Source organism: Cupriavidus sp. USMAA2-4 (assembly GCF_001854305.1).
Classification (GTDB): Bacteria; Pseudomonadota; Gammaproteobacteria; order Burkholderiales; family Burkholderiaceae; genus Cupriavidus; species Cupriavidus malaysiensis.
The window spans coordinates 3627294-3652252 of record NZ_CP017748.1 but is presented as its reverse complement, the minus strand read 5'-3'; the positions used below and the strand labels follow the sequence as shown (position 1 = coordinate 3652252).

The 24959-nt window shown below is 68.8% G+C and carries 22 protein-coding genes and 1 tRNA gene; 21 read left to right on the top strand and 2 right to left on the bottom strand.

What is annotated here, in order from left to right:
• Window positions 1-50 precede the first annotated feature (50 nt).
• The 10 genes from BKK79_RS16215 (at window position 51) to BKK79_RS16170 (ending at window position 9266) form a co-directional block, all read left to right on the top strand.
• Window positions 51-974, top strand: coding sequence for a PilW family protein (locus BKK79_RS16215; protein WP_071014797.1), 924 nt, complete (start codon window positions 51-53; stop codon window positions 972-974).
• Window positions 971-1609, top strand: coding sequence for a pilus assembly protein (locus BKK79_RS16210; protein WP_084084757.1), 639 nt, complete (start codon window positions 971-973; stop codon window positions 1607-1609). The genes BKK79_RS16215 and BKK79_RS16210 overlap by 4 nt, the downstream gene beginning before the upstream one ends.
• On the top strand, window positions 1606-3309 hold the full coding sequence (locus BKK79_RS41545) for a PilC/PilY family type IV pilus protein (RefSeq protein WP_071038071.1): 1704 nt from the start codon (window positions 1606-1608) through the stop codon (window positions 3307-3309). The genes BKK79_RS16210 and BKK79_RS41545 overlap by 4 nt, the downstream gene beginning before the upstream one ends.
• The gene (locus BKK79_RS16200; RefSeq protein WP_071038070.1) at window positions 3306-3776 is read left to right on the top strand and encodes a type IV pilin protein; all 471 of its coding nucleotides are present in this window, start codon (window positions 3306-3308) and stop codon (window positions 3774-3776) included. The genes BKK79_RS41545 and BKK79_RS16200 overlap by 4 nt, the downstream gene beginning before the upstream one ends.
• 1 nt (window position 3777) lies before the next feature.
• Entirely contained in the window at window positions 3778-4320 is a 543-nt protein-coding gene (locus BKK79_RS16195) for a GspH/FimT family pseudopilin (RefSeq protein ID WP_071038069.1), read from the top strand.
• Between the two features lie 62 nt (window positions 4321-4382).
• On the top strand, window positions 4383-5501 hold the full coding sequence (gene ribD / locus BKK79_RS16190) for a bifunctional diaminohydroxyphosphoribosylaminopyrimidine deaminase/5-amino-6-(5-phosphoribosylamino)uracil reductase RibD (protein WP_071014806.1): 1119 nt from the start codon (window positions 4383-4385) through the stop codon (window positions 5499-5501).
• Window positions 5502-5751: 250 nt separating this feature from the next.
• Complete coding sequence (ribBA, locus tag BKK79_RS16185) at window positions 5752-6864, top strand: bifunctional 3,4-dihydroxy-2-butanone-4-phosphate synthase/GTP cyclohydrolase II (RefSeq protein ID WP_071014809.1); 1113 nt, start codon at window positions 5752-5754, stop codon at window positions 6862-6864.
• A 67-nt stretch (window positions 6865-6931) separates the two neighbouring features.
• Window positions 6932-7438, top strand: coding sequence for a 6,7-dimethyl-8-ribityllumazine synthase (ribH, locus tag BKK79_RS16180; protein WP_071014812.1), 507 nt, complete (start codon window positions 6932-6934; stop codon window positions 7436-7438).
• Entirely contained in the window at window positions 7431-7904 is a 474-nt protein-coding gene (gene nusB / locus BKK79_RS16175) for a transcription antitermination factor NusB (RefSeq protein WP_071014815.1), read from the top strand. Before ribH ends, nusB begins: the two co-directional genes overlap by 8 nt.
• 174 nt (window positions 7905-8078) lie before the next feature.
• Window positions 8079-9266 carry a pyridoxal phosphate-dependent aminotransferase gene (locus tag BKK79_RS16170; RefSeq protein WP_071038068.1) on the top strand — a complete coding sequence of 396 codons (1188 nt, stop codon included), beginning with the start codon at window positions 8079-8081 and terminating at the stop codon, window positions 9264-9266.
• 234 nt (window positions 9267-9500) lie between these two features.
• Here the strand turns inward: BKK79_RS16170 and BKK79_RS16165 are convergent, their stop codons facing one another.
• On the bottom strand, window positions 9501-10556 hold the full coding sequence (locus BKK79_RS16165; protein WP_071038067.1) for a transglycosylase SLT domain-containing protein: 1056 nt from the start codon (window positions 10554-10556) through the stop codon (window positions 9501-9503).
• 628 nt (window positions 10557-11184) lie between these two features.
• On the opposite strand from BKK79_RS16165, the gene ubiD reads away from it, so the two are divergent.
• A complete protein-coding gene (gene ubiD / locus BKK79_RS16160) occupies window positions 11185-12717 on the top strand; it encodes a 4-hydroxy-3-polyprenylbenzoate decarboxylase (protein ID WP_071038066.1) in 1533 nt (510 codons plus the stop codon).
• A 145-nt stretch (window positions 12718-12862) separates the two neighbouring features.
• The gene (locus BKK79_RS16155; RefSeq protein WP_071038065.1) at window positions 12863-14869 is read left to right on the top strand and encodes an acetoacetate--CoA ligase; all 2007 of its coding nucleotides are present in this window, start codon (window positions 12863-12865) and stop codon (window positions 14867-14869) included.
• Between the two features lie 23 nt (window positions 14870-14892).
• Here the strand turns inward: BKK79_RS16155 and BKK79_RS16150 are convergent, their stop codons facing one another.
• Window positions 14893-15546 carry a glutathione S-transferase family protein gene (locus tag BKK79_RS16150; RefSeq protein WP_071014827.1) on the bottom strand — a complete coding sequence of 218 codons (654 nt, stop codon included), beginning with the start codon at window positions 15544-15546 and terminating at the stop codon, window positions 14893-14895.
• Between the two features lie 242 nt (window positions 15547-15788).
• Between BKK79_RS16150 and BKK79_RS16145 the strand changes: the two genes are divergently transcribed.
• From BKK79_RS16145 to BKK79_RS16105, 9 genes are all read left to right on the top strand, one after another.
• Entirely contained in the window at window positions 15789-17009 is a 1221-nt protein-coding gene (locus BKK79_RS16145) for a polyhydroxyalkanoate depolymerase (protein WP_071014830.1), read from the top strand.
• Window positions 17010-17232: 223 nt separating this feature from the next.
• Window positions 17233-18189 (top strand): aldose epimerase family protein, encoded by a 957-nt coding sequence (locus BKK79_RS16140; protein WP_198173289.1) that lies wholly within the window; start codon window positions 17233-17235, stop codon window positions 18187-18189.
• A gap of 95 nt (window positions 18190-18284) precedes the next feature.
• Window positions 18285-18359: transfer RNA gene (locus BKK79_RS16135), tRNA-Gly, on the top strand.
• 238 nt (window positions 18360-18597) lie between these two features.
• The gene (locus BKK79_RS16130) at window positions 18598-20526 is read left to right on the top strand and encodes a tyrosine-type recombinase/integrase (RefSeq protein ID WP_071038064.1); all 1929 of its coding nucleotides are present in this window, start codon (window positions 18598-18600) and stop codon (window positions 20524-20526) included.
• Window positions 20527-21090: 564 nt separating this feature from the next.
• Window positions 21091-21846: a hypothetical protein gene (locus tag BKK79_RS16125; RefSeq protein ID WP_012205951.1), complete on the top strand. Its 756-nt coding sequence runs from the start codon at window positions 21091-21093 to the stop codon at window positions 21844-21846.
• A 118-nt stretch (window positions 21847-21964) separates the two neighbouring features.
• Window positions 21965-22177 carry an AlpA family transcriptional regulator gene (locus BKK79_RS16120; RefSeq protein WP_012205952.1) on the top strand — a complete coding sequence of 71 codons (213 nt, stop codon included), beginning with the start codon at window positions 21965-21967 and terminating at the stop codon, window positions 22175-22177.
• A gap of 42 nt (window positions 22178-22219) precedes the next feature.
• The gene (locus tag BKK79_RS16115) at window positions 22220-23095 is read left to right on the top strand and encodes a ParA family protein (protein WP_023112332.1); all 876 of its coding nucleotides are present in this window, start codon (window positions 22220-22222) and stop codon (window positions 23093-23095) included.
• On the top strand, window positions 23079-23327 hold the full coding sequence (locus tag BKK79_RS16110) for a hypothetical protein (protein ID WP_023112333.1): 249 nt from the start codon (window positions 23079-23081) through the stop codon (window positions 23325-23327). The genes BKK79_RS16115 and BKK79_RS16110 overlap by 17 nt, the downstream gene beginning before the upstream one ends.
• Complete coding sequence (locus BKK79_RS16105) at window positions 23320-24954, top strand: ParB family protein (protein WP_023112334.1); 1635 nt, start codon at window positions 23320-23322, stop codon at window positions 24952-24954. The genes BKK79_RS16110 and BKK79_RS16105 overlap by 8 nt, the downstream gene beginning before the upstream one ends.
• Window positions 24955-24959 lie beyond the last annotated feature (5 nt).

Here is a 24959-nt window from a genome sequence, read left to right as displayed (position 1 = left end):
CGCGGACGTCGCCGGCTCCCGCTGCGCGCCGCCACCACGGCGGGCACGGCATGCGGACCGGGCAATATCGCGGCCTGTCGCTGGTCGAGCTGCTGGTCGGACTGGTACTCGGCCTGCTGGTGATGGGCCTGGCCGCCGTCACTTTCCAGGCGCTGCAGGCCGCCTACCGGCTGGCGGTGGACCGCATCCTGCTCGAGGAACGCGGCCAGCGCGCGCTGGCAGCCGTGGCGCACCTGGTCCGCCACGCCGGCTGGCGTCCGGCCGACGCCCCCGCGCTGCCACCCGGCGCGCCGCCGGTGCTCAGCGGGCGCGACGACTGCGGCCAGCCGGCGATCGGCCAGGCACTTTCCTGCGGGCGGCGCGCCACGGGCGCGAGCGACGCCCTGCTGGTTCGCCTGAGCGGCAGCGCGCAAGGCAGCGACCCGACCGTCCCGGACGGGACCATGACCGACTGCGGCGGCTACCCGCTTGCCATGCAGGCGGTCGACGAAGCCGGTGCCCCGGTCGCCGGACATGCCGCGGCCAACCTGCTCTATCTCGGCGTCGGCAACGATGGCGAGCCCCAATTGCTGTGCCGCTACCCCAGCCGGCGGGCCGGGCGGGCACTGGCCGGCGCGTGGACCTCCGGCGCGCTCGTGCGCGGTGTGGAAACGCTGCAGTTCCGCTACGGCGTGGACCGCGATGGCGACGGCGCCGTCGACGACTTCCTTTCCGCCGCGGAGATCGAGGACGGCGGTGCCGCCTGGAACCAGGTACGTGCCGTGCAGGTGGCCATGGTCCTGCGCGGCGAACGGCCGCAGGCCGGCGCCGGCCCGGCCGCCCCCCTGCTCCTGTTGCCGCGCCGTCCGCAGGACGTGCCCGCCGCGCCCGGTAGCGACACCGTATTCCTGCCAGCCGATGGTCACGGACTGGTGCGCAAGGTCTTCGCCGCCACCTTCCGCCTGCGCAACCCGATGGAGCACGGCGCACCATGAGCCCGTCGCCTCGACACCACCCCAGCCCGGCCCTGCGCCGATGCCGAGCGTGCGACCGCGGCGGCGCCACCTTGCTGGCGACGGCAGTCCTGCTGCTATCGGCAGCAGGCTGCGCGCTCGCCCTGCTGTCCTTCCTGCTTTCAGCCAGGCAACTCGCCACGCTGCAGTTGGAGCGCGAGATCGCCCTGCACGCGGCGGAGGCAGCCCTGCTCGACGCCGAGGCCGACATCGCCCAGTCGCTGCGCGCGGTGGCCAGCGGCGACGGCACACGCCTGGCGGATTGGCCGCTCCCCGGACAATGCGGCAGCGGTCCGCTGCGAGGGCTGTGCCGCACCGAACGCGGCGGCGTGCCAGCCTGGCGGGCCTGGCTCGAGGCCGGCCAGGGCCTGCACGAAATGGGCGTCGGCTTCGGCGACATCACTGGCAACCGATTGCCGCAGCTGCCGCCGGAGGCTGCCGGCGTCACCCTGCGGCCGCGCTACCTGATCGAGCGCCTGCCCGACAGCGCGGGAGACAGCCCCCCGGCTTCCGGCTACGGCGAGACACTCCCGCTGCCACGCCTGCGCTTTACCGCCATCGGCCTGGGCCGCGGCGCCGTGGCGCGCGCCGTGCTGCAGAGCGAGTTCCAGCCATGAGCGCCATCGTCATCGTGCGTTTCGTCGGGGCGGCCATGCCGACGCTGGGTGCGCTGGGCGTGGCGGCGGGCCTGGCCTGCCTGCCCTCCCCGGCCTGTCGCGCGACCGCCGGCCCCGGCCCAGACGGACGGCCGACGCCGGCGGTGCCGGCCGGCCTGGTGTTCCTGGCAGGAGCGGACGGACGCCTGACGGCGCGCGCCCTGCCTGCGGACGACAAGGCCGGGCCGGCGCCAGCCCGCTGGCAGGTGACGGTAGCGGTCCCGCGCCAGGCCGGAGCCGGCGAGCGCCGTCCTGCGCGACCGGTGAGCCTGCCTCCGCCCGCCTGGCTGCCGGGACAGCAGGGACACGCCGCTTTCGTGGCACGCCAGGCCGACCGCCCCGCCCTGGTCTGGCTCGGCGCCGGCGACGGCCGGCTGCGCGCCTTCGACGCCGCCACCGGCGCGGTGCTTGCCGCGGTCGCCCCACCCCGCTTCACCACCGGCGCCGGGGAGGCACCGCCGAGCGGCCCGCCCTGCCCGGCTCCGCAGGCCGCCGACGTCCGCCTGCTCGACGGCGCCTGGCGCACCGTCCTGCTTTGCAGCGTGCAACTCGGTGGTACGCCGGCGGCCGCCTTCGCCCTCTACGTGCTCGATGTCACCCGCGTCGTCGCCGGCAGCCCGCCCCCCGCGGTGCTGCTGGCACGCGCCGCCTCGCCAGCGCTGGCATTGACCGCCACCGGGCCGCTGCGCGCGCTCGCCCTCGGCAAGCCGCAACAGCCCCGCTGGCACGTGATGGCCACGACCGGCCCGTCGGCCAGCGGAGATGGTCCCGGCCTCGCCATGCTGCCACTGGACGTGGGCGCGCCGGACCTTACCCTGCCCCTCCCGCGCGAGGCCTGCCCTGGCGGGCAGCAAGCCACAGCCATCCTCGCCGCCGATGTGCTGGAAGACACGGACGGCCTAGCGCGGGCAGCGTATGCGGTGGACGATCAAGCACAGCTATGGCGATGGGACCTGCCGGTCGCCGAGACGCCCGGCACCGGCAAGCCTGCCGCCTGCCTGCATGCCCGGCCGGCCCCGGCTGACCCGCTCGCGCCGCAGGGCACCGCGGCGGCACCGCTGATCTTCCCCACCGCGAGCGGGCCTCTGGTGGTCTACGGCCACGGCAGCACCGTGCGCGCCGTGGCCGACACGGGCACACCCGCGCAGGAAGCCCGGCCACTCGCAACAGTGCTGGCCGAAACGACTGGCGCCGGCAGCGTACTGCGGCGCGCCGGCGGCACCCCGGCATCCGCTGCTTCCGGCTGGCAACTGGTATTGCCGCACCCCGGCGAACGCGTACGGCACCTGCTGAAGGCGGGACCGGCCCATGTCGCCATCCTCACCGTGGACGCTGCCCGGCAACCACGCGGCTACCTGGCCGGCGCCGGTCTCGGCGAGTCGATCGGCAGCCTGGGACCGGGACAGGCCGCGGCGCATTACACGACCGGCCGCGCCGTCGGCCCGGATGCCCACCTGCTGGTCGCGCAGGCAGCGCCGCGGCGACGTGGCGATACGCCCGCCCGGGCGGAGGCGCCGCAATGGGAAGATGCCGCCTACACCCTGTGGTCCATCGACGGCGGCCATGCCACCCCCTTGAACCGCATCTATGCCTCCCGGCGCAAGGGGCGCCTGGGCTGGCGCGAGCTGATCCCTGCGCCGGCCGTGGAGACCGCGCCGTGAGAGGCCACCCGGTCAGGCCTGCCGCACGGCCCCGCCATGCCGCCTTCACAGTGCTGGAACTACTGTTCGCGCTGGCCATCGTGGCCGTGCTGGCGGCCATCGCGATGCCGGCCTGGCAGCAGCACATCGAACGGGGCCGCCGCCAGGAAGCCAAGGCTGCCCTCGTCGCCGCCATGCTGGAACTGGAACGCCACGCGCTCGCCACGGCGAGCTACGCTGCGCCTGACGCGCCGGCAACGGTCGCGGGGCAATGGCCGCGCGCGGTGCCGCCGCCGCCCGCCGCCGCGCGGCACATGCTGCTGGCCGCCGCCTGCCCACAGGCCGGCATCGACCGTTGCGTGGAGTTGCATGCGGTACCGATGCAGGCGGATCCCCGCTGCGGCACGCTGATCCTGCGCAGCACCGGCGAATGGCTGGTGCAGGACGGCGCCGCCGGACCGCCTCAGCCCTTGCCTGGAGACTGCTGAGATGCGCCCCTGCCTCTGCTCCGGCCCACCCCGGGCAGCTCGCGGCGCCACGCTGGTTGAACTGCTCTGCTGCCTGGCGCTGCTCGCCATCCTGGCCGCAACGGCCTATCCCGCCTGGCAGGCGTGGCTGGCACGCCAGCGGGTGGTGTATGCCGCGGACCGCCTGGCCGGCTCGCTGGCGCTGGCTCGTTCGACCGCGGCGGCACGGCGCCAGGAGGTCCTGCTCGAAGCGCTGCCCGGCGCCACCGGTTTCGACCGCGGCTGGCGCCTGCGCCTGGCCGACGCCGACGCCGACGGCACGCTGGCTGTGGTGCCGCTGCAGCAGGCCTGTCTGCGCGTGCGCCTGCGCGGCGCCGGCGAGGGTGCCGCCTTGCGTGTGAGCGCTGTGGGATACTCTCGGTCTGAGCACGGCGGCTTCTTCGCTGCCACCTTCGCGCTGCGCTGCCAGGACGAGCAGCGGCATCTCAAGGTCGGCGCGCAGGGCCGGATCCGCATCTGCACGCCGGGTCGGGATATCGACTGCGGCAACGCAGACCCGCCCTGAGCCTGCGGCCCCCCCGGCCCATCCGCCGCGCCAGCCGAACCGGAACCCAAGCGATTTCTCTCATGTTCTCCGATACCGACCACGCCGCCATGCAACAGGCGCTGGCGCTCGCCACGCTCGGCCTGTATATCACCACGCCCAATCCCCGCGTGGGCTGCGTACTGATCAAGCATGGACAGGTCATCGGGCAGGGATCCACCCAGCCCGCCGGGCAGGACCACGCCGAAGTCCAGGCCCTGAAGGACGCCGCCGCGCGCGGCTTCGACCCGAGCGGCGCCACCGCCTACGTCACGCTGGAGCCTTGCAGCCATTTCGGGCGCACGCCGCCCTGCGCCGACGCCCTGGTCCGCGCCGGCGTGGCACGGGTGGTCGCCGCCATGGAGGATCCGAATCCGAGCGTGTCAGGACGCGGCCTGCAGCGCTTGCGCGCGGCCGGCATCGACGTCCGCTGCGGCCTGCTGGAAAAAGAGGCGCGCGAGCTGAACATCGGTTTCGTTTCGCGCATGACGCGCGGCCTGCCCTGGGTCCGCGTCAAGGTGGCGGCCTCGCTCGACGGCCGCACCGCACTGCATGACGGCACCAGCCAGTGGATCACCGGCCAGGCGGCACGGGACGACGGCCATGCCTGGCGCGCCCGCGCGTGCGCCATCCTGACCGGCATCGGCACCGTGCGCGACGACGATCCGCAATTGACCGTGCGCGCCGTCGAGACACCGCGCCAGCCGCAGCGCGTGCTGGTCGATTCGCGGCTGGAAGTCCCGCTGGACGCTCGCATGCTGGCCCCCCAGCACGGCCCCTTCGGCAGGCCGGCACTGGTCTTCTGCGCGGTGGACGCGCCGGAGCGCCGCCGCGAGCTGGAAGCGCGCGGTGTCGAGGTGATCGTGCTGGCCAATGCGCAAGGGAAGGTCGACCTGCACCAGATGATGGTGGAACTGGGCCGGCGCGGCATCAACGAGCTGCACGCCGAGGCCGGTAACAAGCTGAATGGCTCGCTGGTGCGCGAACACTGCGCCGATGAGTTGCTGGTCTACCTGGCGCCGAGGCTGCTGGGTGACGCACAAGGCATGTTCAACCTGCCCGCCCTGGCGCGTCTGGAAGATGCGCCCGCTTTCCGCTGGCATGAGGTGCGCCAGATCGGCGACGACCTGCGCCTGCTCGCCCGCCGCGCCGACCACGCCTGACGGCGCGCCGCCGCCCTGTCGCGCCGGGCTTCGGCCCGACGTGGCCGCTCAGGCGGGCGCGGAGCCTGCTGCGGTCCGGGCGCGGGACCGGCCGCATCGGCACGCCCGGGAAGCCGGAGCGGCCCGCTTGGCGTACAATACCGGCCTTGACCGCGCCCGCCCCGCCAGCGGCCGACCGTTCGGCCCGGCCTCTTGCCGGGCACGCCCGTCCGCCTCCTGCCCGTTTCCGTTTCAGCTTCGTCCAGCTTCCATGACAATCGCCCGTACCGAAGACATCATTGCCGAAATCCGTGCCGGCCGCATGGTCATCCTGGTCGACGAAGAGGACCGCGAAAACGAGGGCGACCTGGTTCTGGCAGCGGATTTCGTCACGCCGGAAGCCATCAATTTCATGGCCAGGTTCGGCCGCGGCCTGATCTGCCTGACGCTGACCGCCGAGCGCTGCGCGCAGCTCGAGCTGCATCCGATGGTGTCCCGCAACGGCACCCAGCACGGCACCAACTTCACCGTATCGATCGAAGCGGCCGAGGGCGTGACCACCGGCATCTCGGCAGCCGACCGCGCCCGCACCGTGCAGGCGGCGGTGGCCCGGGACGCCAGGCCGTCGGACCTGGTCCAGCCCGGCCACATCTTCCCGCTCAAGGCCCAGCCCGGCGGCGTGCTGATCCGTGCCGGGCACACCGAGGCCGGCTGCGACCTGGCGGGCCTGGCGGGCCTGACCCCGGCGGCCGTGATCTGCGAAATCATGAAGGACGACGGCACGATGGCGCGCCTGCCGGACCTGATCGAGTTCGCCCAGGAGCACGGCATCAAGATCGGCACCATTGCCGACCTGATCCACTACCGCAGCCGCACCGAGAGCATCATCGAGCGCGTGGGCGAACGCAGCATGCAGACGCCGCAGGGCACCTTCCACTGCATCGCCTACCGCGACAAGCCGAGCGGCAGCGCCCACCTGGCGATGGTCAAGGGCCAGCCGCACCCCGATCGCGAGACGCTGGTGCGCGTGCACGAACCGCTGTCGGTCCTGGACCTGCTGGAAGTGGCGCGCACGACGCACTCGTGGAGCGTTCCCGCGGCGCTGGAGGTGATCGCCCAGGCTGAGCACGGCGTGATGGTGATGCTCAACTGCGGCGATACGCCCGAGCAGCTGTTCCGCCAGTTCAGCGCGCTCGACGCACCGCAGGACCGCCCGCGCCAGAAGCACGACCTGCGTACCTATGGCACCGGCGCGCAGATCCTCAAGGACCTGGGCGTGGGCAAGATGCGCGTGCTGGCATCGCCGCAGAAGATGCCCAGCATGACCGGCTACGATCTCGAGGTCACCGGCTACCAGCCGATGGGCGCCGGCTGCGCGGACTGAGCGGCCTCCCCCAAGACACCGGCGGCCGCGCCTGGCACGGCCGCCTACCGAATACAGGAGAATTACGATGGATCACGGTTTCTATCCCAGCAACCTCGAAGGCGAGGGACTGCGTATCGGCATCGTGCAGGCACGCTTCAACGAGCCCGTCTGCGACGAATTGCGCGAAGCCTGCGTGGCCGAGCTGGAAAAGCTCGGCGTGGAAGGCGAGGATACTCTGGTCGTCACCGTCCCCGGCGCGCTGGAAGTGCCGCTGGCGCTGCAGAAGATGGCCGAGAGCGGCCAGTTCGACGCCCTGATCGCGCTGGGCGCGGTCGTGCGCGGCGAGACCTACCACTTCGAGCTGGTCTCGAACGAATCCGGCGCCGGCATCACCCGCGTCGGCCTCGACTTCAACATGCCGATCGCCAACGGCATCCTGACCGTCGACACCGACGCCCAGGCGCACGCCCGCACGCGCGAAAAGGGCCGCGACTGCGCCCGCGCCGCGGTCGAGATGGCCAACCTGGTAGTGGCGCTCGATTCGCTGCGCCATGACCAGGACGAGGAAGAAGACGAGGAAGACGATGAGTGACGCGCCCCAAGCCGGCAAGCCGGCCGCAAAGGCTCCGCCCAAGAGCGCACGCCGCCGCTCGCGCGAACTGGCGCTGCAGGGCCTGTACCAGTGGCTGCTGAACCGCAACGACATCGGCGCGATCCAGGCGCACCTGCATGATGCGCAAGGCTTCAGCAAGGCCGACCGCGAGCACTTCGACGCGCTGCTCAACGGCGCCACGCGCGAGGAAGCCCGCCTGACGGCCGCCTTCGAGCCCTTCCTGGACCGTGGTGTCGACGAACTGTCGCCGGTCGAGCGGGCCGCCCTGCTGATCGGCTGCTACGAGCTGGTGCACTGCGTGGACATCCCCTACCGGGTCGTCATCAACGAGGCCGTCGAACTGACCAAGACCTTTGGCGGCGTCGAGGGCTACAAGTACGTCAACGGCGTGCTCGACAAGGTCGCCGCCCAGGTGCGCGCCCCCGAGGTCGCCGCCCGGCGCTGAACGGCTGATGGCGGCGGCCCGCCAACGGTGCCGTCCGCATGAACCGGCCAGTCACAGCACCCGCCACGGCGGGTGTTGTCTTTTCTCCCGCTTGAACCGCCGCATCGTCGAATCGTCGAATCGTCGAACTGTCGGCGTTCCAACTCTAATGGGCCGTCAAGGGCCCCCAGACCCATGGACCTGCAGCAGCGCATCGCCACCGCCTCCCGCCTCGCCCACATCGCCCCCTTCCACGTGATGGAACTGGCCAAGCAGGCCGCCGAGCTGGAGCGCGCCGGCCGCCATATCGTGCACATGGGCATCGGCGAGCCCGACTTCACGGCGGCCGAACCGGTCGTGCGCGCGGCCGAGGCGGCCATGCGACGCGGCGTCACGCAATATACCGGCGCGCTGGGCATCCCCGCCCTGCGCGAGGCCATCGCCGGCTACTACCGGACCGCCTATGGCATCGATGTGCCCGCCCGGCGCGTGATCGTCACCGCCGGCGCCTCTGGCGCCCTGCTGCTGGCCTGCGCGGTACTGGTGGAAATCGGCGCCGAGGTGCTGATGCCGGACCCGAGCTATCCGTGCAACCGCCATTTCGTCGCCGCCTTCGACGGTGCGGCGCGGATGATCCCGAGCGGCCCGGCCGAGCGCTTCCAGCTCACCGCGGCACAGGTAGAGACCAATTGGGGCGAGCGCACGCGCGGCGTGCTGCTGGCCTCGCCGTCCAACCCCACCGGCACCTCCATCCTGCCCGACGAACTGCGGCGGATCCTGGCGGCGGTGCGCGAGCGCCAGGGCTTCGCCATCCTCGACGAGATCTACCAGGGCCTGTCCTACGACGCCCCGCCGGTCTCGGCCCTGTCGCTGGACGACCAGGTGGTGACGGTGAACAGCTTCTCCAAGTACTTCAACATGACCGGCTGGCGCCTGGGCTGGCTGGTGGTACCCGACGCATTGGTCGACGCCTTCGAGAAAGTCGCGCAGAACCTCTTTATCTGCGCCTCGGCGGTCGCCCAGCACGCCGCGCTCGCCTGCTTCACGCCGGAAGCAATGGCCATCTACGATGCGCGCAAGGCCGAATTCCACCGCCGCCGCGATGCCATCGTGCCGGCCTTGGAAGCCCTGGGCTTCCGCGTGCCGGTCAAGCCCGACGGCGCCTTCTACGTCTACGCGGACTGCCGCGGCGTCAACCATGCGGCGGCCGGCGACGCCGACCGCCTCACCCAGGCCATGCTGCAGGAGGCAGGCGTGGTGCTGGTGCCGGGGCAGGACTTCGGTGCCCACACGGCCAGCGACTACATCCGTGTTTCGTATGCCACCTCGATGGAAAACATCGAACTGGCCATGGAGCGGCTCGGCAAGCTGTTCGCCGCCTAGTCTCCCGGGTGCCGCCGGCCAGGCAAAGGCCACGCCGGCACGACCGGCGACAAACGGAAACGCCGATGGAAACAGGGAGAGAGAGAAAAGGGGAAAGGAACGGCGCGTAGCCGCCGGGCGGTCCGACTGGCCGGTCGACAGCCAGCGGGAACGGCTCATCCGGGATGGAATGAGCACGGCCCCGGAAAGACCGGGGCCGTGCGAAGCCAGAGCCGATGTCGAGCGACGCCGGGCTCAGGCCGAGCCGTGCGGGCCGCTGACCGCCGGCGGCGCACCGGCCGCCTCGAGCTTCTCGGCACCCTGCCCGCGCTCGGTGGTCTTGACCGTGACCGCAGCGGGCTTGCCCACCGGCTCCGGCGCGGCGCGCACGCCCAGCACCTGGCGCAGGCGGGCACGCTCGGCCAGCACCTTGGCGCCGTAGCCGCCGTCGGTGCTGGTGGTGGCGCCCACATAGAACTTGAGCCCGCCCTCGATCGAACCGGCGCGGGCGATGCAGTCCTTCAGCACCAGCGCACCGATCTTGATGTTTGCGTACGGGTTCAGCGCGGCGGTCACGCCGCCCACGGCTTCGTACTTGTCCTGGTGGACCTTGGTCATCACCTGCATCAGGCCCTGCGCACCCACGCCGCTCTCGGCATAAGGGTTGAAGCTGGACTCGATGGCAATCACGCCGAGAATCAGCAGCGGATCGATACCGACCTCGCGGCCCGTCATATAGGCGGCCTTGACCAGCTGTGCGGTCGCCTCAGCCGCCACGCGGTACTTGCGGGCGATGTACTCGGCCACCGCCGCCTGCTCGCGCGCCGTGCCCAGCACGCCTGCCTTGTCGCGTGCGTCCTGCGCCACCCGCTGCAGCGGGATCTGTGCCGCCAGATGCGCCACCGAGGGCACTCTGCCGGCAGCGCTCAGGCTCCACTCGTCCACGCCGGTCACGGTCGGCAGGCCACCACGCGGATAGCCAAGCGCGGCCGCGGCCGTATCCGCGCTGCTGGACGGCGTGGCGGCCGACTCCAGCAGCACCGACGGTGCCTGCTCGCCGGCCAGCAGGCCGGCCAGCGCGGTGCGCCATTCCTGGCTCAACGACAGCGAGACGGCGGCCACCACGGCCATCACGCCCACACTGTTCAAGGCGTACTTCAAGGTCAGGCGGCCACCGCGCAACGCGCGTCCCGCCACAGGGTGCGCCAGTCGCACCTGCAGCGACCGGGTCACACCCGGAACCGGCGTTCGAAGGCGGACCTGCAATGCCCGCCCGACACCGGGAAGATGAAGGGTTTTCCAACCACTCATGCTTACCTCCATCCGTTGTCCGCTGCGGGCGGCCGATGAAGGCCACACGCCCGATCCCAACGTACTCAAGTAAGGATGCTGCGCCGTCTAGCAGGGACGGCCGGCACCTGTTGGTGGACGCTCCCCATGCGTCCAACGAGAAACAGGGTACGCTCTTGGGGGAACGCACCCTGCTGCGAATGGCTCAAACGCCCCGGCGACACCGGGATGACCGCTGCGAGCATCGTGCCAGATACTTTTGCATTACCGGTCCGAAATGGAAGATTCCGCTGCTTCCCCTCTTGACAGCGGGGCGGAATCCATGTTGCGACGCAACACTCCATTGAGCAGACCGGATTGTAGGAACCGTTTTATACCCCGTCAATAATAACGATGCAAAAAAACAAAACTTTTAGCTATATGTAACAGACCTATTGTCGCTGCCTTGAGAGCACCTGGGCGCCCGGAATCGGCGTACTGTCTTGGGCTGGCGGGTGGTGGCCCCTGACCTGTGGGTACAAAAAACTTACAATTCGCCCCCGCACCAATCCCTAAAAAATTTGCGCGATCTTTACGTAAAGTGCGCTAAAAGACATATCAATGACTCGAGGCAAGGTGGCCTCATGCCGCCGAGCCCTATCAATTCATCATGAAATACAAGGACTTGCGCGACTTCCTCGGCAAACTCGAGGCGCAGGGCGAGTTGAAGCGCGTTGCCGCGCCGGTATCGCCCAACCTGGAGATGACCGAGATCTGCGATCGGCTGCTGCGAGCCGGCGGGCCGGCGGTACTGTTCGAACGTCCTGCCCGCGATGGCGGCCCTGAGCCGGTTTATAAGGTGCCGGTGCTGGCCAATCTGTTCGGGACCCCACGCAGGGTCGCGCTCGGCATGGGCGCGGAATCGCTGTCCGACCTGCGCGACATCGGCCGCGTGCTGTCGGCACTGAAGGAACCCGATCCGCCGCGCGGCCTGCGCGAGGCCGGCAAGCTGCTGACGCTGGCCAAGTCGGTATGGGACATGGCGCCCAAGCGCATCTCGTCCCCGGCCTGCCAGGAGATCGTGTGGGAAGGAGCGGACGTAGACCTGTCGCGCCTGCCGATCCAGACCTGCTGGCCGGGCGACGCCGCGCCGCTGATCACCTGGGGCCTGGTGGTGACGCGCGGCCCGCACAAGAAGCGCCAGAATCTCGGTATCTACCGCCAGCAGGTGATCGGCCGCAACCAGGTCATCATGCGCTGGCTGGCACACCGCGGCGGCGCGCTGGACTTCCGCGAGCACGCGCTGGCCAACCCCGGCAAGCCCTTCCCGATCGCGGTGGCGCTCGGCGCCGACCCGGCCACCATCCTCGGCGCGGTGACGCCCGTACCCGATACGCTGTCGGAGTACCAGTTCGCCGGCCTGCTGCGCGGCAGCCGCACCGAACTGGCGTCCTGCCTCACGCCGACGCTGTCCGAGCTGAACGTGCCGGCCAGCGCGGAAATCGTCCTCGAAGGCCACATCCAGCCCGACCCATCCCATCCGTCCGGCTACCAGCATGCGCTGGAAGGGCCGTACGGCGACCATACCGGCTACTACAACGAGCAGGACTGGTTCCCCGTCTTCACCATCGACCGCATCACCATGCGGCGCGACCCGATCTACCACTCCACCTACACCGGCAAGCCGCCCGACGAGCCGGCCGTGCTCGGCGTGGCGCTCAACGAAGTGTTCGTGCCGCTGCTGCAGAAGCAGTTCCCCGAGATCACCGACTTCTACCTGCCGCCGGAAGGCTGCAGCTACCGCATGGCCCTGGTGCGCATGAAGAAGCAGTACGCCGGCCACGCCAAGCGGGTCATGTTCGGCGTCTGGAGCTTCCTGCGCCAGTTCATGTATACGAAGTTCATCGTGGTGGTGGACGACGACATCGACGTGCGCGACTGGAAGGAAGTGATCTGGGCCATCACCACGCGCGTCGATCCCAGCCGCGACACGGTGATGGTGGACAACACGCCGATCGACTACCTGGACTTCGCCTCGCCGGTCTCCGGCCTGGGCTCGAAGATGGGCATCGACGCCACCGATAAATGGCCGGGCGAGACCACGCGGGAATGGGGCCGTGCCATCGAGATGGACGAGGCCGTCAAGGCGCGCGTGGACGGCATGTGGGAGACCTTGTTCGCGGCCCCGGCGGGCGGCCGCTGACACCGCCGGCAGCGCCGGGTGCGCTGCCGGTATCATGGAGCATCGCGCAGGCACCTGCCGCCGGCAGCGCGCCGCGCATCCGGTCCGGAGACCGGCCCGCCAACCACCCGCGTCCGCGCCAAGACGGACCACGGAGGAGACAAGCATGACCACGCTGGAAGAAGGAAAACTGATGTGGACGCCGTCCGCGGCGTTCCGTGACGGCAGCCAGATCGCACAGTTCATGCGCTGGCTGGCCGACGAGCGCGGCCTCGCCTTTGCCGACTACGCCAGCCTGTGGCAGTGGTCGGTGACCGAGATCGAGGCCTTCTGGGACGCCGTGCGCGCCTATTTCGACCTGCGCTTCGACAGCCCGCCGCAGGCGGTGCTGGCACGCCGCGAGATGCCGGGCGCGCGCTGGTTCGAGGGCGCCACCCTCAACTATGTGCAGCAGGTCTTCCGCCACGGCGGCACCGGCGCGGCACGCCGGCGCGCGGCGGTCCGCTTCGCCGGCGAGGCACAGCCGCTGGCCGAACTGAGCTGGGAGGAACTGGAGCGCCAGGTCGCGGCGCTGGCCCACGCGCTGCGCGGCATGGGCGTGGGGCGCGGCGATCGCGTGGCGGGCTACCTGCCCAATATTCCCGCCACCCTGGTCGCCTTCCTGGCCACCGCCAGCCTCGGCGCGATCTGGTCGGGCTGCGCACCCGACATGGGTCAGGTCGCGGTGGCCGACCGTTTCCGCCAGATCGAACCCAAGGTGCTGGTGGCCGTCGACGGCTACCGCTACGGCGGCAAGGCCTTCGACCGCACGCCGGTGCTGGCCGACCTGCTGGCCGCCCTGCCCTCGCTCGAGCATGTGGTGCTGGTACCGCAGCTGGGCATCGCGCCGAACCTGCCGGCGGGCGTGCGCCTGCACGCCTGGCAGGACGTGCTGGCGCACACCGTGCCGCTGGCGGTCGAGCCGGTGCCATTCGACCACCCGCTGTGGATCGTCTATTCGTCGGGTACCACCGGCAGCCCCAAACCCATCGTCCATGGCCACGGCGGCGTGGTCATCGAGCAGCTCAAGCTGATGGCCTTCCACAACAACCTGGGGACCGACGACGTCTTCCACTGGTACAGCAGCAGCGGCTGGATCATGTGGAATGCCCAGGTGGCAGGGCTGCTGCTGGGCACCACCATCGCCATCTACGACGGCAACCCGGCCTGGCCCGATGCCGGCGTGCTGTGGCGCTTCGTCGAGCAGGCCGGCGTGACCGCCTTCGGCGCGGGTGCAGCCTTCTTCACCGGCGGCATGAAGGCCGGCATCCGGCCCGCCCAGGTCGCCGACCTGTCGCGCCTGCGCATGCTGGGCGCGACCGGCTCGCCGCTGCCGGCCGAAGCCTACGATTGGATCTACCGAGAGGTGCGCGAAGACATCTGGCTCGCGCCGATGTCCGGCGGCACCGACTTCGCCGGCTCCTTCGTGGCCGGCTGCCCGCTGCTGCCCGTCTATTCCGGCGAGATGCAGTGCCGCTGCCTGGGTGCCAAGGTGGAAGCCTTCGACGAGCACGGCAAGACGCTGATCGACGAAGTCGGCGAGCTGGTCTGCACCGAGCCCATGCCTTCGATGCCGCTCTATCTCTGGGGCGACCGCGACGGCCAGCGCTACCGCGACAGCTATTTCGACGTCTACCCCGGCGTCTGGCGCCACGGCGACTGGATCAAGATCACCGCGCGCGGCGGCGCCATCATCTACGGGCGCTCCGATGCCACCATCAACCGGCACGGCATCCGCATGGGCACCAGCGAGCTGTACCGGGTGGTGGAAGAACTGCCGCAGGTGCTCGACAGCCTGGTGGTCGACCTCGAATACCTCGGCCGCGAGTCCTACATGCCGCTGTTCGTGGTCCTGCGCGAGGGTATGGCCCTGGACGATGCGCTGCGCGACACCCTGCGCGCCCGCATCCGCGAGGCATTGTCCGCGCGCCACGTGCCCAACGAGATACTGCAGGTACCGGCGGTGCCGCGCACGCTCTCGGGCAAGAAGATGGAGGTACCGGTCAAGAAGCTGCTGCTGGGCCACCCGGAGGACAAGATCGCCAATCGCGATGCCATGGCCAACCCGGACTGCCTGGCCTGGTACTTCGCCTACGCGCGAACCTACCTGGCCGCGCGCGGCGCCCAGGCCTGAGCAGCCGGCCGCGCGACGGCACTTCAGAACTCCACGTCCAGTTCGCTGATCTCGTCCGGCTCCTGCTTGGCCGCGGCGGTCCACTCCTGCAACTCGGGCATCGCCAGGATCTGCTTGCAGTAGGCGAGCGGCAGCGGATCGACCTGCACGCCGTAGGTGACGAAACGCGTCACCACCGGCGCGTACATGGCATCGGCCATGGTGCGTGAGCCGAACAGGTAGGGGCCGCCGTAGCGATCCAGGCACTCGCTCCAGATCGCGCAGATGCGGTCGATGTCGGCCTGCGCGCGCGACCACACCTTGAGCCCGGGGAAGTGTCCCTTGAGGTTCATCGGCAAGGCCGCGCGCATGGCCGCGAAACCCGAGTGCATCTCGCCGCAGATGGCGCGGCAGTGCGCGCGCGCGGCGCGATCGGCCGGCAGCAGCCCGGCCTTCGGCTTGACCTCGTTGAGATATTCGGCGATGGCCAGCGTATCCCATACCGTGACGCCCTGATGGCGCAGGCAGGGCACCAGGATGGAGGGGGACAGCAGCAGCAGTTCGGCCCGCACCGCGGCATCATCCGGCGGCACCAGCACCTCTTCGAACTCCAGGCCGGCGAAACGGGCCAGCAGCCAGCCCCGCAGTGACCAGGACGAATAAGTCTTGCTGCTGATGGTGAGCGTCGTCTTTGCCATGGCGCCTCCTTTGCCGCGCGGGCGTGCTCCGGGTGGAAGGGCTCCGGGCCGGCGGTCCAGCCTGCCTGAAGCGTAGCAGTTGCGTGGCGGTTCGCCTGCGCCGCGCGCCGGTCGGAACGGGTTCCGGTCCTTGCGGGCGGGTGGGCCACGCCTGCCGCTGCACCTGTCGCAAACGGCGTGCCAACTTTCGCGCCGGGCATGTATATTGCACATCAGCGGCCACAGCATGACGGGGCCAAGCGATGCTATACGAGGCATACCAAACCTATGCGGACCTGACCCATCCGGCCTGCGCGCTGGCGGGGCTGGCCGCCGCGACGCTGGCGAGCGGCGCCCGCGGCACCAACTGCGACGCGGCCAGGGCCATGCGCGCCGCCTGCGAAGTGGTGGCGCTGGCCCGGCTGACGCACCAGCGCCCGCCCTTCGGCATCGAAGGCGTGGTGGTGGACGGCATGCCGGTGCAGGTCAGCGAGGAGGTGACCATGCGCACCCCCTTCTGCTCGCTGCTGCACCTGCGCCGCCACGGCATCAGCGGCCAGCCGCGCGTGCTGCTGGTGGCCCCCATGTCCGGCCACTTCGCCACGCTGCTGCGCGGCACCGCGCAGACCATGCTGCGCGACCACGACGTCTACATCACCGATTGGCACAACCCGCGCGATATCCCGCTGCTGTACGGCCGCTTCGGCTTCGACCAGTTCGTGCAGCACGTGGCGGCCTGCCTGCGCGAGCTCGGCCCCGGCACCCACGTCGTAGCGGTGTGCCAGCCCACCGTGGCGGTGCTGGCGGCAGCCGCGCTGATGGCCGAGGACGACGACCCGGCGCAGCCGGCCAGCCTGACGCTGATGGCCGGCCCCATCGATGCGCGCGTCAACCCGACCAAGGTCAACGCGCTCGCCACCAGCCGCCCCATCGAATGGTTCGAAACCACGCTGATCGGCACCGTGCCGCTGCGCTATCCCGGCGCGCTGCGCCGGGTCTACCCGGGTTTCGTCCAGCTGCTGGCCTTCATGACCATGAACCTGGAGCGCCACGAGCAGGCGCTGCGCAACCTGTACGCGCTGCGCGCGCGCGGCGAGCACGCGCAGGCCGACGCCATCCAGTTCTTCTACGAGGAGTACTTCGCCACCATGGACCTGGCGGCGGACTTCTACCTGGAAACCGTCGACCAGGTCTTCCAGCGCTTCCTGCTGGCCCAGGGCGAACTCGACGTAGCCGGGCGGCGCGTGCAGACCGGCGCCATCCGCCGCATCCCGCTGCTCACCATCGAGGGCGAGCGCGACGACATCTGCGCGATCGGCCAGACCATGGCGGCGCAGGATCTGTGCAACAGCCTGCCACCCTATATGCGCATGCACCACGTGCAGACCGGCGTCGGCCACTACGGCGTGTTCAACGGCAAGCGCTGGGAGGGCCAGGTCTATCCGCTGGTGCGTAACCATATCTACACCTGCACGGGCGCCTGAGCGCGGCCCGCCACGGACACCGCCAAACGACGCCAGTGGCGCGCCCGGAGCCGGATCGCAGCGGGAGCGCGCATGCACCAGAATGGAACACCGCCGCCCCGACGATCACCATCCTGGTGCCGTCGCGCGAGGCGGGCGCTATCATGGGGCCCCGCCGGCAACGTGGACGGCCCCGCCCGGCGACCAGCAATCGACACCCGTGCAGACGCGCCCCATCCCTGATATGACGACCGCCCCCGCCTTGCCGACCACCATCCGCTTCCAGGGCCAGGACCTGCTGCGCCTCGGGGACGACACCAGCTACCTGCTGCTGGCCCCTGTGCACGGCGGACGGCTGGTACGCTGGGTCCACCGTGGCGAGGACATCCTCTACTGGCCGGATGGCGCAGACTGGTCGGCCGCGGGCAAGGTCCGCGGCGGCAACCCGCTGTTGTTCCCCTTTATCGGCCGGCACTTCGCCGACGGCGCGGCCGGGCGCTGGCGCGACGCCGCCGGCACGGTCCACGCCTTGCCGCAGCACGGCTTCGCGCGCGACCTGCCCTTCCAGGTCGACACCGGCGAGTCCGGCACCGATGCCCGCGCCGTCACCATGTCGCTGCAGGCCTCGGACACGACCCGCACCGGCTACCCTTACGACTTCCGCTTCAGCGCCGGCTACCGCCTGCTGCCCGACGGCCTGGAAGCCACGCTCGCCATCCGCAACACCGGCACGGCGCCGCTGCCGCACTACGCCGGCCATCACTTCTACTTCTCCCTGCCGGTCCAGGCACGCGCCGGCAGCACGCTGGCCATGCCGCCCGCGCAATGCCGGCGCCAGCAGCCCGACGGCAGCCTCGCGCCGGCCCGGCCGGGCGCGGCCAGCTACCGCCTGGACGATCCCGCCCTGCACGACACCTTCCACGTGCTGGCGCCCACCAACGGCACCGCCCGTACCGTCGAGCTCGCCGTGCCGCCGCATGCCGGCGCCGCGCGCGGCCGCCGCCTCGCCATCGAGCTGGACGCCGGCGGCAGCGCCCCGTGGCATGCCGTGACCACCTGGAGCGAGCACGGGCAGACCGACTACTACTGCATCGAACCCTGGCTGGGCCTGCCCAACGCCATCGGCCACGGCGCCGGCCTGCGCTGGCTGGCGCCGGGGGAAGCCGAATGTGCCGTGTGCCGCCTCATCGTGCGGGATTGAGGCCCGGGGCTGAGCGCGGCTCACATGCGCCGGGAGAAGCACACCGCACACCGCCTTGCGCACGGGCGTGGATCCCGCGTAGAATGGCGTGCTCTGCGGGCGTCGTATAATGGCTATTACCTTAGCTTCCCAAGCTAAAGACGTGGGTTCGATTCCCATCGCCCGCTCCACTTCGACTTTCCAGGGACTTCCACCGAACGCCAGGGAACGTCGTAAGTCATTGTCAGGATTGAGGATTTTCACCCAACCTCGATCCACTGACATCCAGCGAGAACCACTGACAGCCAGCTCAAACTGGTACAAAAAGTGGCCCAAACAATGTGCGAGGTTCCCAATCCGCATTGTTGCTGGAGGAGCCGGGGCTAGAAGAGAACGATTGCATTCAACTCGCCTTCTGGAGTTGGACATATGCTCTCGGACCTCATGGCTCGACAAGCCAAGGCCACCGGCAAGCCGTACTCGCTTGCCGACTTCGACGGCCTTTACCTCTACGTTTCCGCCATCGGCAGCAAGGTATGGCACTTCCGCTATTCCTGGCTGGGCAAGCGTGAGCGCATCACCTTTGGCGGCTATCCGGCCCTCTCCTTGAAACAGGCTCGCGACTTGCGTGAAGAGGCGCGGGCGCTGCTGGCCAAGGACATCAACCCTCACTCGGAACGCAAGCGCAAACGCCACGTGATTGTCCTGGCTGGCGAGCACACCTTCCAGGCCATCTACGACAAGTGGCTGGCCCACCGCAGCCTCTCCCTGGAAAATGAGGGCCGCCAAAGTACGCCCAAGCAGATCGGGCGCGTCTTCGCCAAGGACGTGTTTCCCGTATTGCGCCACCTGACCATCTACGACGTCACCCGCGCCCACCTGCTGGACATCATCGGCAGAGTGGAAAAGCGTGGCTCGCTGTCGGTGGCCGAGAAGCTGCGCACCTGGTTCAGCCAGCTATTCACCTACGCCTCGGTGGTGGTGCCCAACATGGGCGACAACCCGGCCAAGGATTTGGATGTGGTGGCGATGCCGCTGCCGCCGGTGGAGAACAACCCCTTTTTGCGCATGCCCGAGCTGCCGGCCATGCTGCAGACGTTGCGCAAGTACAGCGGTCGCCTGAATACGCAACTGGGTCTACGTCTGCTGCTGCTCACGGGCGTGCGCACCGGTGAATTGCGCTACGCCACGCCCGATCAGTTCGATCTAGAGCGCGGTCTGTGGATCATCCCGGTTGTCAGGCTCAAGCAACGCAAGCAGCTCACCAAGAAGAAGCGCCAGCGTTTCGCCGACATCCCACCGTACATCGTGCCACTGTCGTTGCAGGCACAAGAAGTCGTTCGTCATCTGCTGGGAAATCTGAAGCCAGCGCAGGTCTATCTCATCCCTGGTGATTGGTGCCTGAAAAACCCTCTCAGCGAGAACACGCTCAATGGCGCGCTCAAGCGCATGGGATATGAAGACCAGCTCACTGGGCACGGCGTTCGCGCCACAATCTCGACTGCGCTCAATGAATTGGGCTATCCGCCCAAGTGGGTAGACGCCCAGCTTTCGCATGCCGATCCGGATCGGATCAGCGCGACCTACAACCACGCCGAGTACGTCGAGCAGCGCCGCGTCATGATGCAGGACTGGGCCGATCGCCTGGACTTGTTCGAGCAGAATCAGGTCGAAGTTGCCAGCACGCACCTGACCATCACGCTGCAGGGCCTGCCCACGATTGCCGGGCAGGCGGTCGCGCAGCCGCCAGCCCTGAACCCGAACGCCCCTCAGTTGATCGTTGCGCCTGCGCCGGATGCGCCAGCGGTTCCAGCTTCCGTCTATCGACTTTCGGCGGTGCATCTGCCCGAGTACGCGCGCCCCACGCTGTCAGAGATGCAGCGCGAGCGCTTGCAATTGCTGGAGATGTTCGACGCAGCCCACAACCTGTCGGTGGCCGATTACGCCAAGCTGGTTGGCAAGTCCCGCCGCTGGATCACTTACGAGATTCAGGCCGGCAATCTCCTGTCGATTCATCTGGGGCACCGTGGGCAGCGCGTCCCGGACTGGCAACTCGACCCCATCAAACGCAAGCTGATTCAGGCTGTCCTGAAGCTGGTGCCGCGCGGTATCGACACCTGGCACATCTATCACGCACTGCTGCGGCCATACGATGCCCTGGGCAAGTGTCCAGTCATCGAGGCCGTCGATCCGACCAACCTGCATCTTGCAGCTCGACTGGTCGCCGCACATGCCATAGAAACCGATGAACTTGCAGAGCAATCGGAGGCGTCTCCGGTGCTGGCCAGGCAGACTGTAGAGCGCCTGGTAAAAACGGCAATGTTGGTTGATATGCCCGAAGATCCCGTCGCCCGTTGAGCTGAGGCCGGGCGGCAGCACCGTCCGGTCAAGGTCAAAGGAGGGAACGTCGATCGCTTCGCATGGCCGCCCATCCGTCTTCTGCGCGGCCAACTCGCAATTTCCACGTTTTGGCAGGCAGCGTTTAGCGTCGGATCAGCGCTCGGCAGTCACCATAGGCGACTTCTCGGTAATGCTATCTCGCTATATCAGTATCTCGATCGGATATGACACCAGCGGATTTTCGTTGCCAATCTCAAGCCCCGATCAATAGATTCCGAGCGTTCGCCGCTTTTTGAAACCGCTGGCGCATCAGACCATACCGATACGGTTTTGCGAGAGCAGCCACTTCTCACGATCCTGATAGCGCAAGCGTCACTGTCGAGCCGCGACAGACGCTCGGTTTTCTTGTGCCCGATGGATTTTTGCACATCGAGCACACAACGCCTACTCGTTGCGCGAACTGATCAGAAGTCATCAAAAGCGGGCGTCATCACTCGCGTCTTGCGCGGACAACAGGCCGACCATGAGGACGGCTGCAAAAGCAGTCGGCCCTGTAGTTCTTCTCCTGGAAGGAGACGGAGCATGCACGAGAACAAAAATGATGCACCAACATCAAAGGTGTTCTACCGCCCGCTCGAAGCGTCCATCCGCTGGGCCGGACTGCTGCGATACGAGCAGGTGATCCTGGCTTCGGTCTCGTCGCCTATGGATCTGCCGCAGTCGCTGGACTGCCCGCGTTTGGGCGAACTGCGGCTGTACACCGACCGCATCTATGACGGCATCCTCAACGGGGAACTGCCCTTCGGGCAGCATGGCATCACGACACGCGACACCGCGTTGATCGAATCGCCTGATCTGACGGTACGTCATGTCGATCTGAAGTGCTGGATGCGCCAGCACTACCCCGAGCAGCGGCCCGGCTTTCTCTTCTCCCGCAGCGAGCGCATCATCCATCCCTTCATCTCCCTAGAAACAGGGCAAGCCATGCTGGTCGAACGCCAGGGTTTGAAATCCGCCCTGGAACAGACCAAACGTCAGCTTCGCGAGTTGCAGGACAAGCATGACGCGCTGCTCAAGCAGTCCACGGTGATTTCGGCATGCGCGCAGTGTCCGATCAGTGATCGGGCCGAGGCCACCTACCTGAACATCGTTGGCGGCCTGTTAGAGCTGATGCTCGGCCAGTCGCCATCGGGCACGCCGTACTCCAGCTTCAAGACGCAGGAGGCCGTGGTCAGCGCGCTGGTCGCCCATCACAGCGGCGCCATGGGTATCGCGGAGCGGACATTGAACGGCAAGTTCGCCACCGCCAGGCGCCGGTTGCGTAGCGCCTCCCGCTGAGATTTGCCAGCTTGTATGTGCAGTCGCGGAGATTGCATTTGCAATGTCTTTTCGCTGCCGTGTCTATTGAATAGAGGTCACGCCAACAAACGCCACTGAGCGTTCAGGAGTGACCGCCATGTCGCAAACACCTGTACTGCCGCCAAACGAGCGCCGCATCCTGCGCCTGGAAGAAGTCGAAGCGAAATCCGGTTTCAAGCGCGCCCACATCTACAACCTGATGAAGAAACGCCAGTTCCCGCAGGCGCTGCGTCTGGGCGTGCGCGCCGTGGGCTGGGACTCCATCGAAATCGATCAGTGGATCGACGAGCGCGTCAACAACAGGGCCTGACCCGTTCTCCCGCGGACTTCCCATCCTCACACGGAGAACGCCATGCAGGTCGTATCCATCATTTCAACCAAAGGTGGCGTGGGCAAGACCACCACGGCCGCGAACCTGGGTGGGCTTGCCGCCGACGCGGGGCTGCGCGTGCTGCTGCTCGATCTCGACGTGCAGCCCACCTTGTCGTCCTACTACGAGTTGGGCCACCGCGCGCCTGGCGGCATCTATGAATTGCTGGCCTTCAACGAGCGCGACCTCGGCCAGCTCGTGTCCCGCACGATCATCGCGGGCCTCGATCTGGTGCTCTCCAACGACCACCGGGGCGAGTTGAACACCTTGCTGCTACACGCGCCGGATGGGCGCCTGCGGCTGCGGCACCTGCTGCCGGTCCTGGCTCCCCTCTATGACCTGGTGCTGATCGACACCCAGGGCGCGCGCTCGGTGCTGCTGGAGATGGCGGTGCTCGCCTCCGACGTTGCGCTGTCGCCCGTGACCCCGGAAATCCTCGCGGCACGAGAGCTGCGGCGCGGCACCATGCAGTTGCTCGAAGACATCGCGCCGTATCGGCACCTGGGCATCGAACCACCGCCGCTGCACCTGCTCATCAACCGCGTCCACCCGGTGTCGGCGAACGCCCGGCTGATTCAGCAGGCCTTGCGCGACCTGTTCCAGGACCACACCGGCATCTGCGTGCTGGCCACCGACGTGCCGGCCATCGAAGCCTATCCGCGCGCCGCGACGCGCGGCCTGCCGGTGCATCGGGTCGAGTACCGCCAGCCACCGGGCAGAGTCGCCCCCGCCGCGCTCGACACCATGCGCGGCCTCGCTGGCGAGCTGTTCCCGCAATGGCAGCACCGATTTGCCACGGTGTCCGGCCGTTCACCAGCCCCTCTTGATACCGGGAGGCCTCATGGCGAACGCACATGAACTGGCCCGAGGCCACAAGCGTCTGCGCGCCCTGATCGAGTTCGCCGTCGGCGAGGGCTGGCACGTCAAGCGCACATCTGGCGGGCACTTGAAATTCACCAAGGCTGGCTGCGCTGCGATCTACACCAGTTCGACCGCCAGCGACCACCGGGCGGCCCTCAATGCCCGGGCGCAGATCCGCCGCGCCGAGCGCGAGGCCCGGTCCCCAGCGCAGGGAGGCCGCCATGGCTGAGATGACCTCCCAGCAGATGGCCGGCAAGCTGCTCGCGGCCGGGTTCGAGCGCAGCGGCCCGTCCACCTCGGCCTTGAGCGATCCGATCGCCGACACGCCCATGGTCGTGACCCTGGACCAGTTGCGCCCCTACGACCACGATCCCAGGAAGAAGCGCAACCCGGCCTACGAGGACATCAAGGCGTCCATCCGCGAGCGCGGCTTGGACGCGGCACCGGCCATCACGCGCCGTCCCGGCGAGGATCACTACATCATCCGCAACGGCGGCAACACACGTTTGGCGATCCTGCGCGAACTGTGGTCGGAGACCAAGGACGAGCGATTCTTCCGCATATCGTGCCTGTTCCGCCCGTGGCCCAGTCGCGGCGAAGTCGTGATGCTGACCGGCCACCTGGCCGAGAACGAATTGCGCGGGGGCCTGACGTTCATCGAGCGCGCCCTCGGCGTCGAGAAGGCGCGTGAGTTCTACGAGCAGGAAAGCGGCGCCGCCCTGAGCCAGTCCGAGCTGGCCCGCCGCCTCGCCGCCGATGGCTTCCCTGTCCAGCAGTCGCACATCAGCCGGATGAACGACGCGGTGCGCTACCTCCTGCCGGCGATCCCGACCGTGCTCTACGGCGGGCTCGGCCGCCACCAAGTCGAACGCCTGTCGGTCATGCGCAAGGCCTGCATGCTCGCGTGGGAGCGCTACGCCAAGGGCCACACACTGGTACAGGACTTCGACGACTTCTTTCAGGAGGTGCTGTCGCAGTTCGACACGCAGGCCGACGAGTTCGCCCCCCAGCGCGTGCAGGATGAACTGATCGGCCAGATGTCCGAGTTGCTCGGCATCGACTACGACGTGCTGGCGCTCGACCTCACCGAATCCGAAAGCCGCCATCGCGCCCTGGTCAGCGACCCGACCCCGCCATCGGCACCGCCCGCGCTGCCTGAGCCTGGCACCATGGCACGCCCGCCCGCCGCACCAGCCCCATCGGCCCTGGCGCCGCCGGCCACGCCTGGGTCGCGCGAACGCGAGGGCGGCTCGGGGACAGACGGCTCGCCCGCAGGAAGTCCCGTGGCGGCTCCTGATGATCTGCTGCAGGGGCACATCGTTTCGCCTGCACCGACGACGGAGCGGCTGCAATCCATTCAGCGGATGGTCGCCGACGAGCTGGGCGATGCGCTGCCCGATTTCTCGGCCAATGTCTTGCAGTCCATTCCCGTCCAGGCAGGCGGTCTCTACCCGATTTCCGACGTCTGGCACATCGACGCGGGCCTGGACACGCCCGACCGCCTGCGCATCCACATCGCGCAGTTCGCACGCGAGATCGCGGGCGAGGCAGGACTTGATCAGTGCATCGAGGAACGCGCGGACGGTGTTGGCTTCGCATGCCATGCCAGCGCGCAGCCCCCATCACCGCAGGGCCGCGCCGTGCTGACATTGCTGGCGAGCCTGGCAGGCCAGAGCTTCACCGATGCTGATCTGGACGGCGGGCAGCTTGCCGCCGAGCTGCCGGCGCTGCTGCACGGCCAAGGCGATGCGAACCGGCGATTGAGCGACACCGCGCTGGTCAAGCTGTTCCGATTGCTGCGCCTGGCCCGGCGCCTGCTGGACCTGGAGTTCGGTGCCGCAAGCCCTGGGGCATGAAGGAA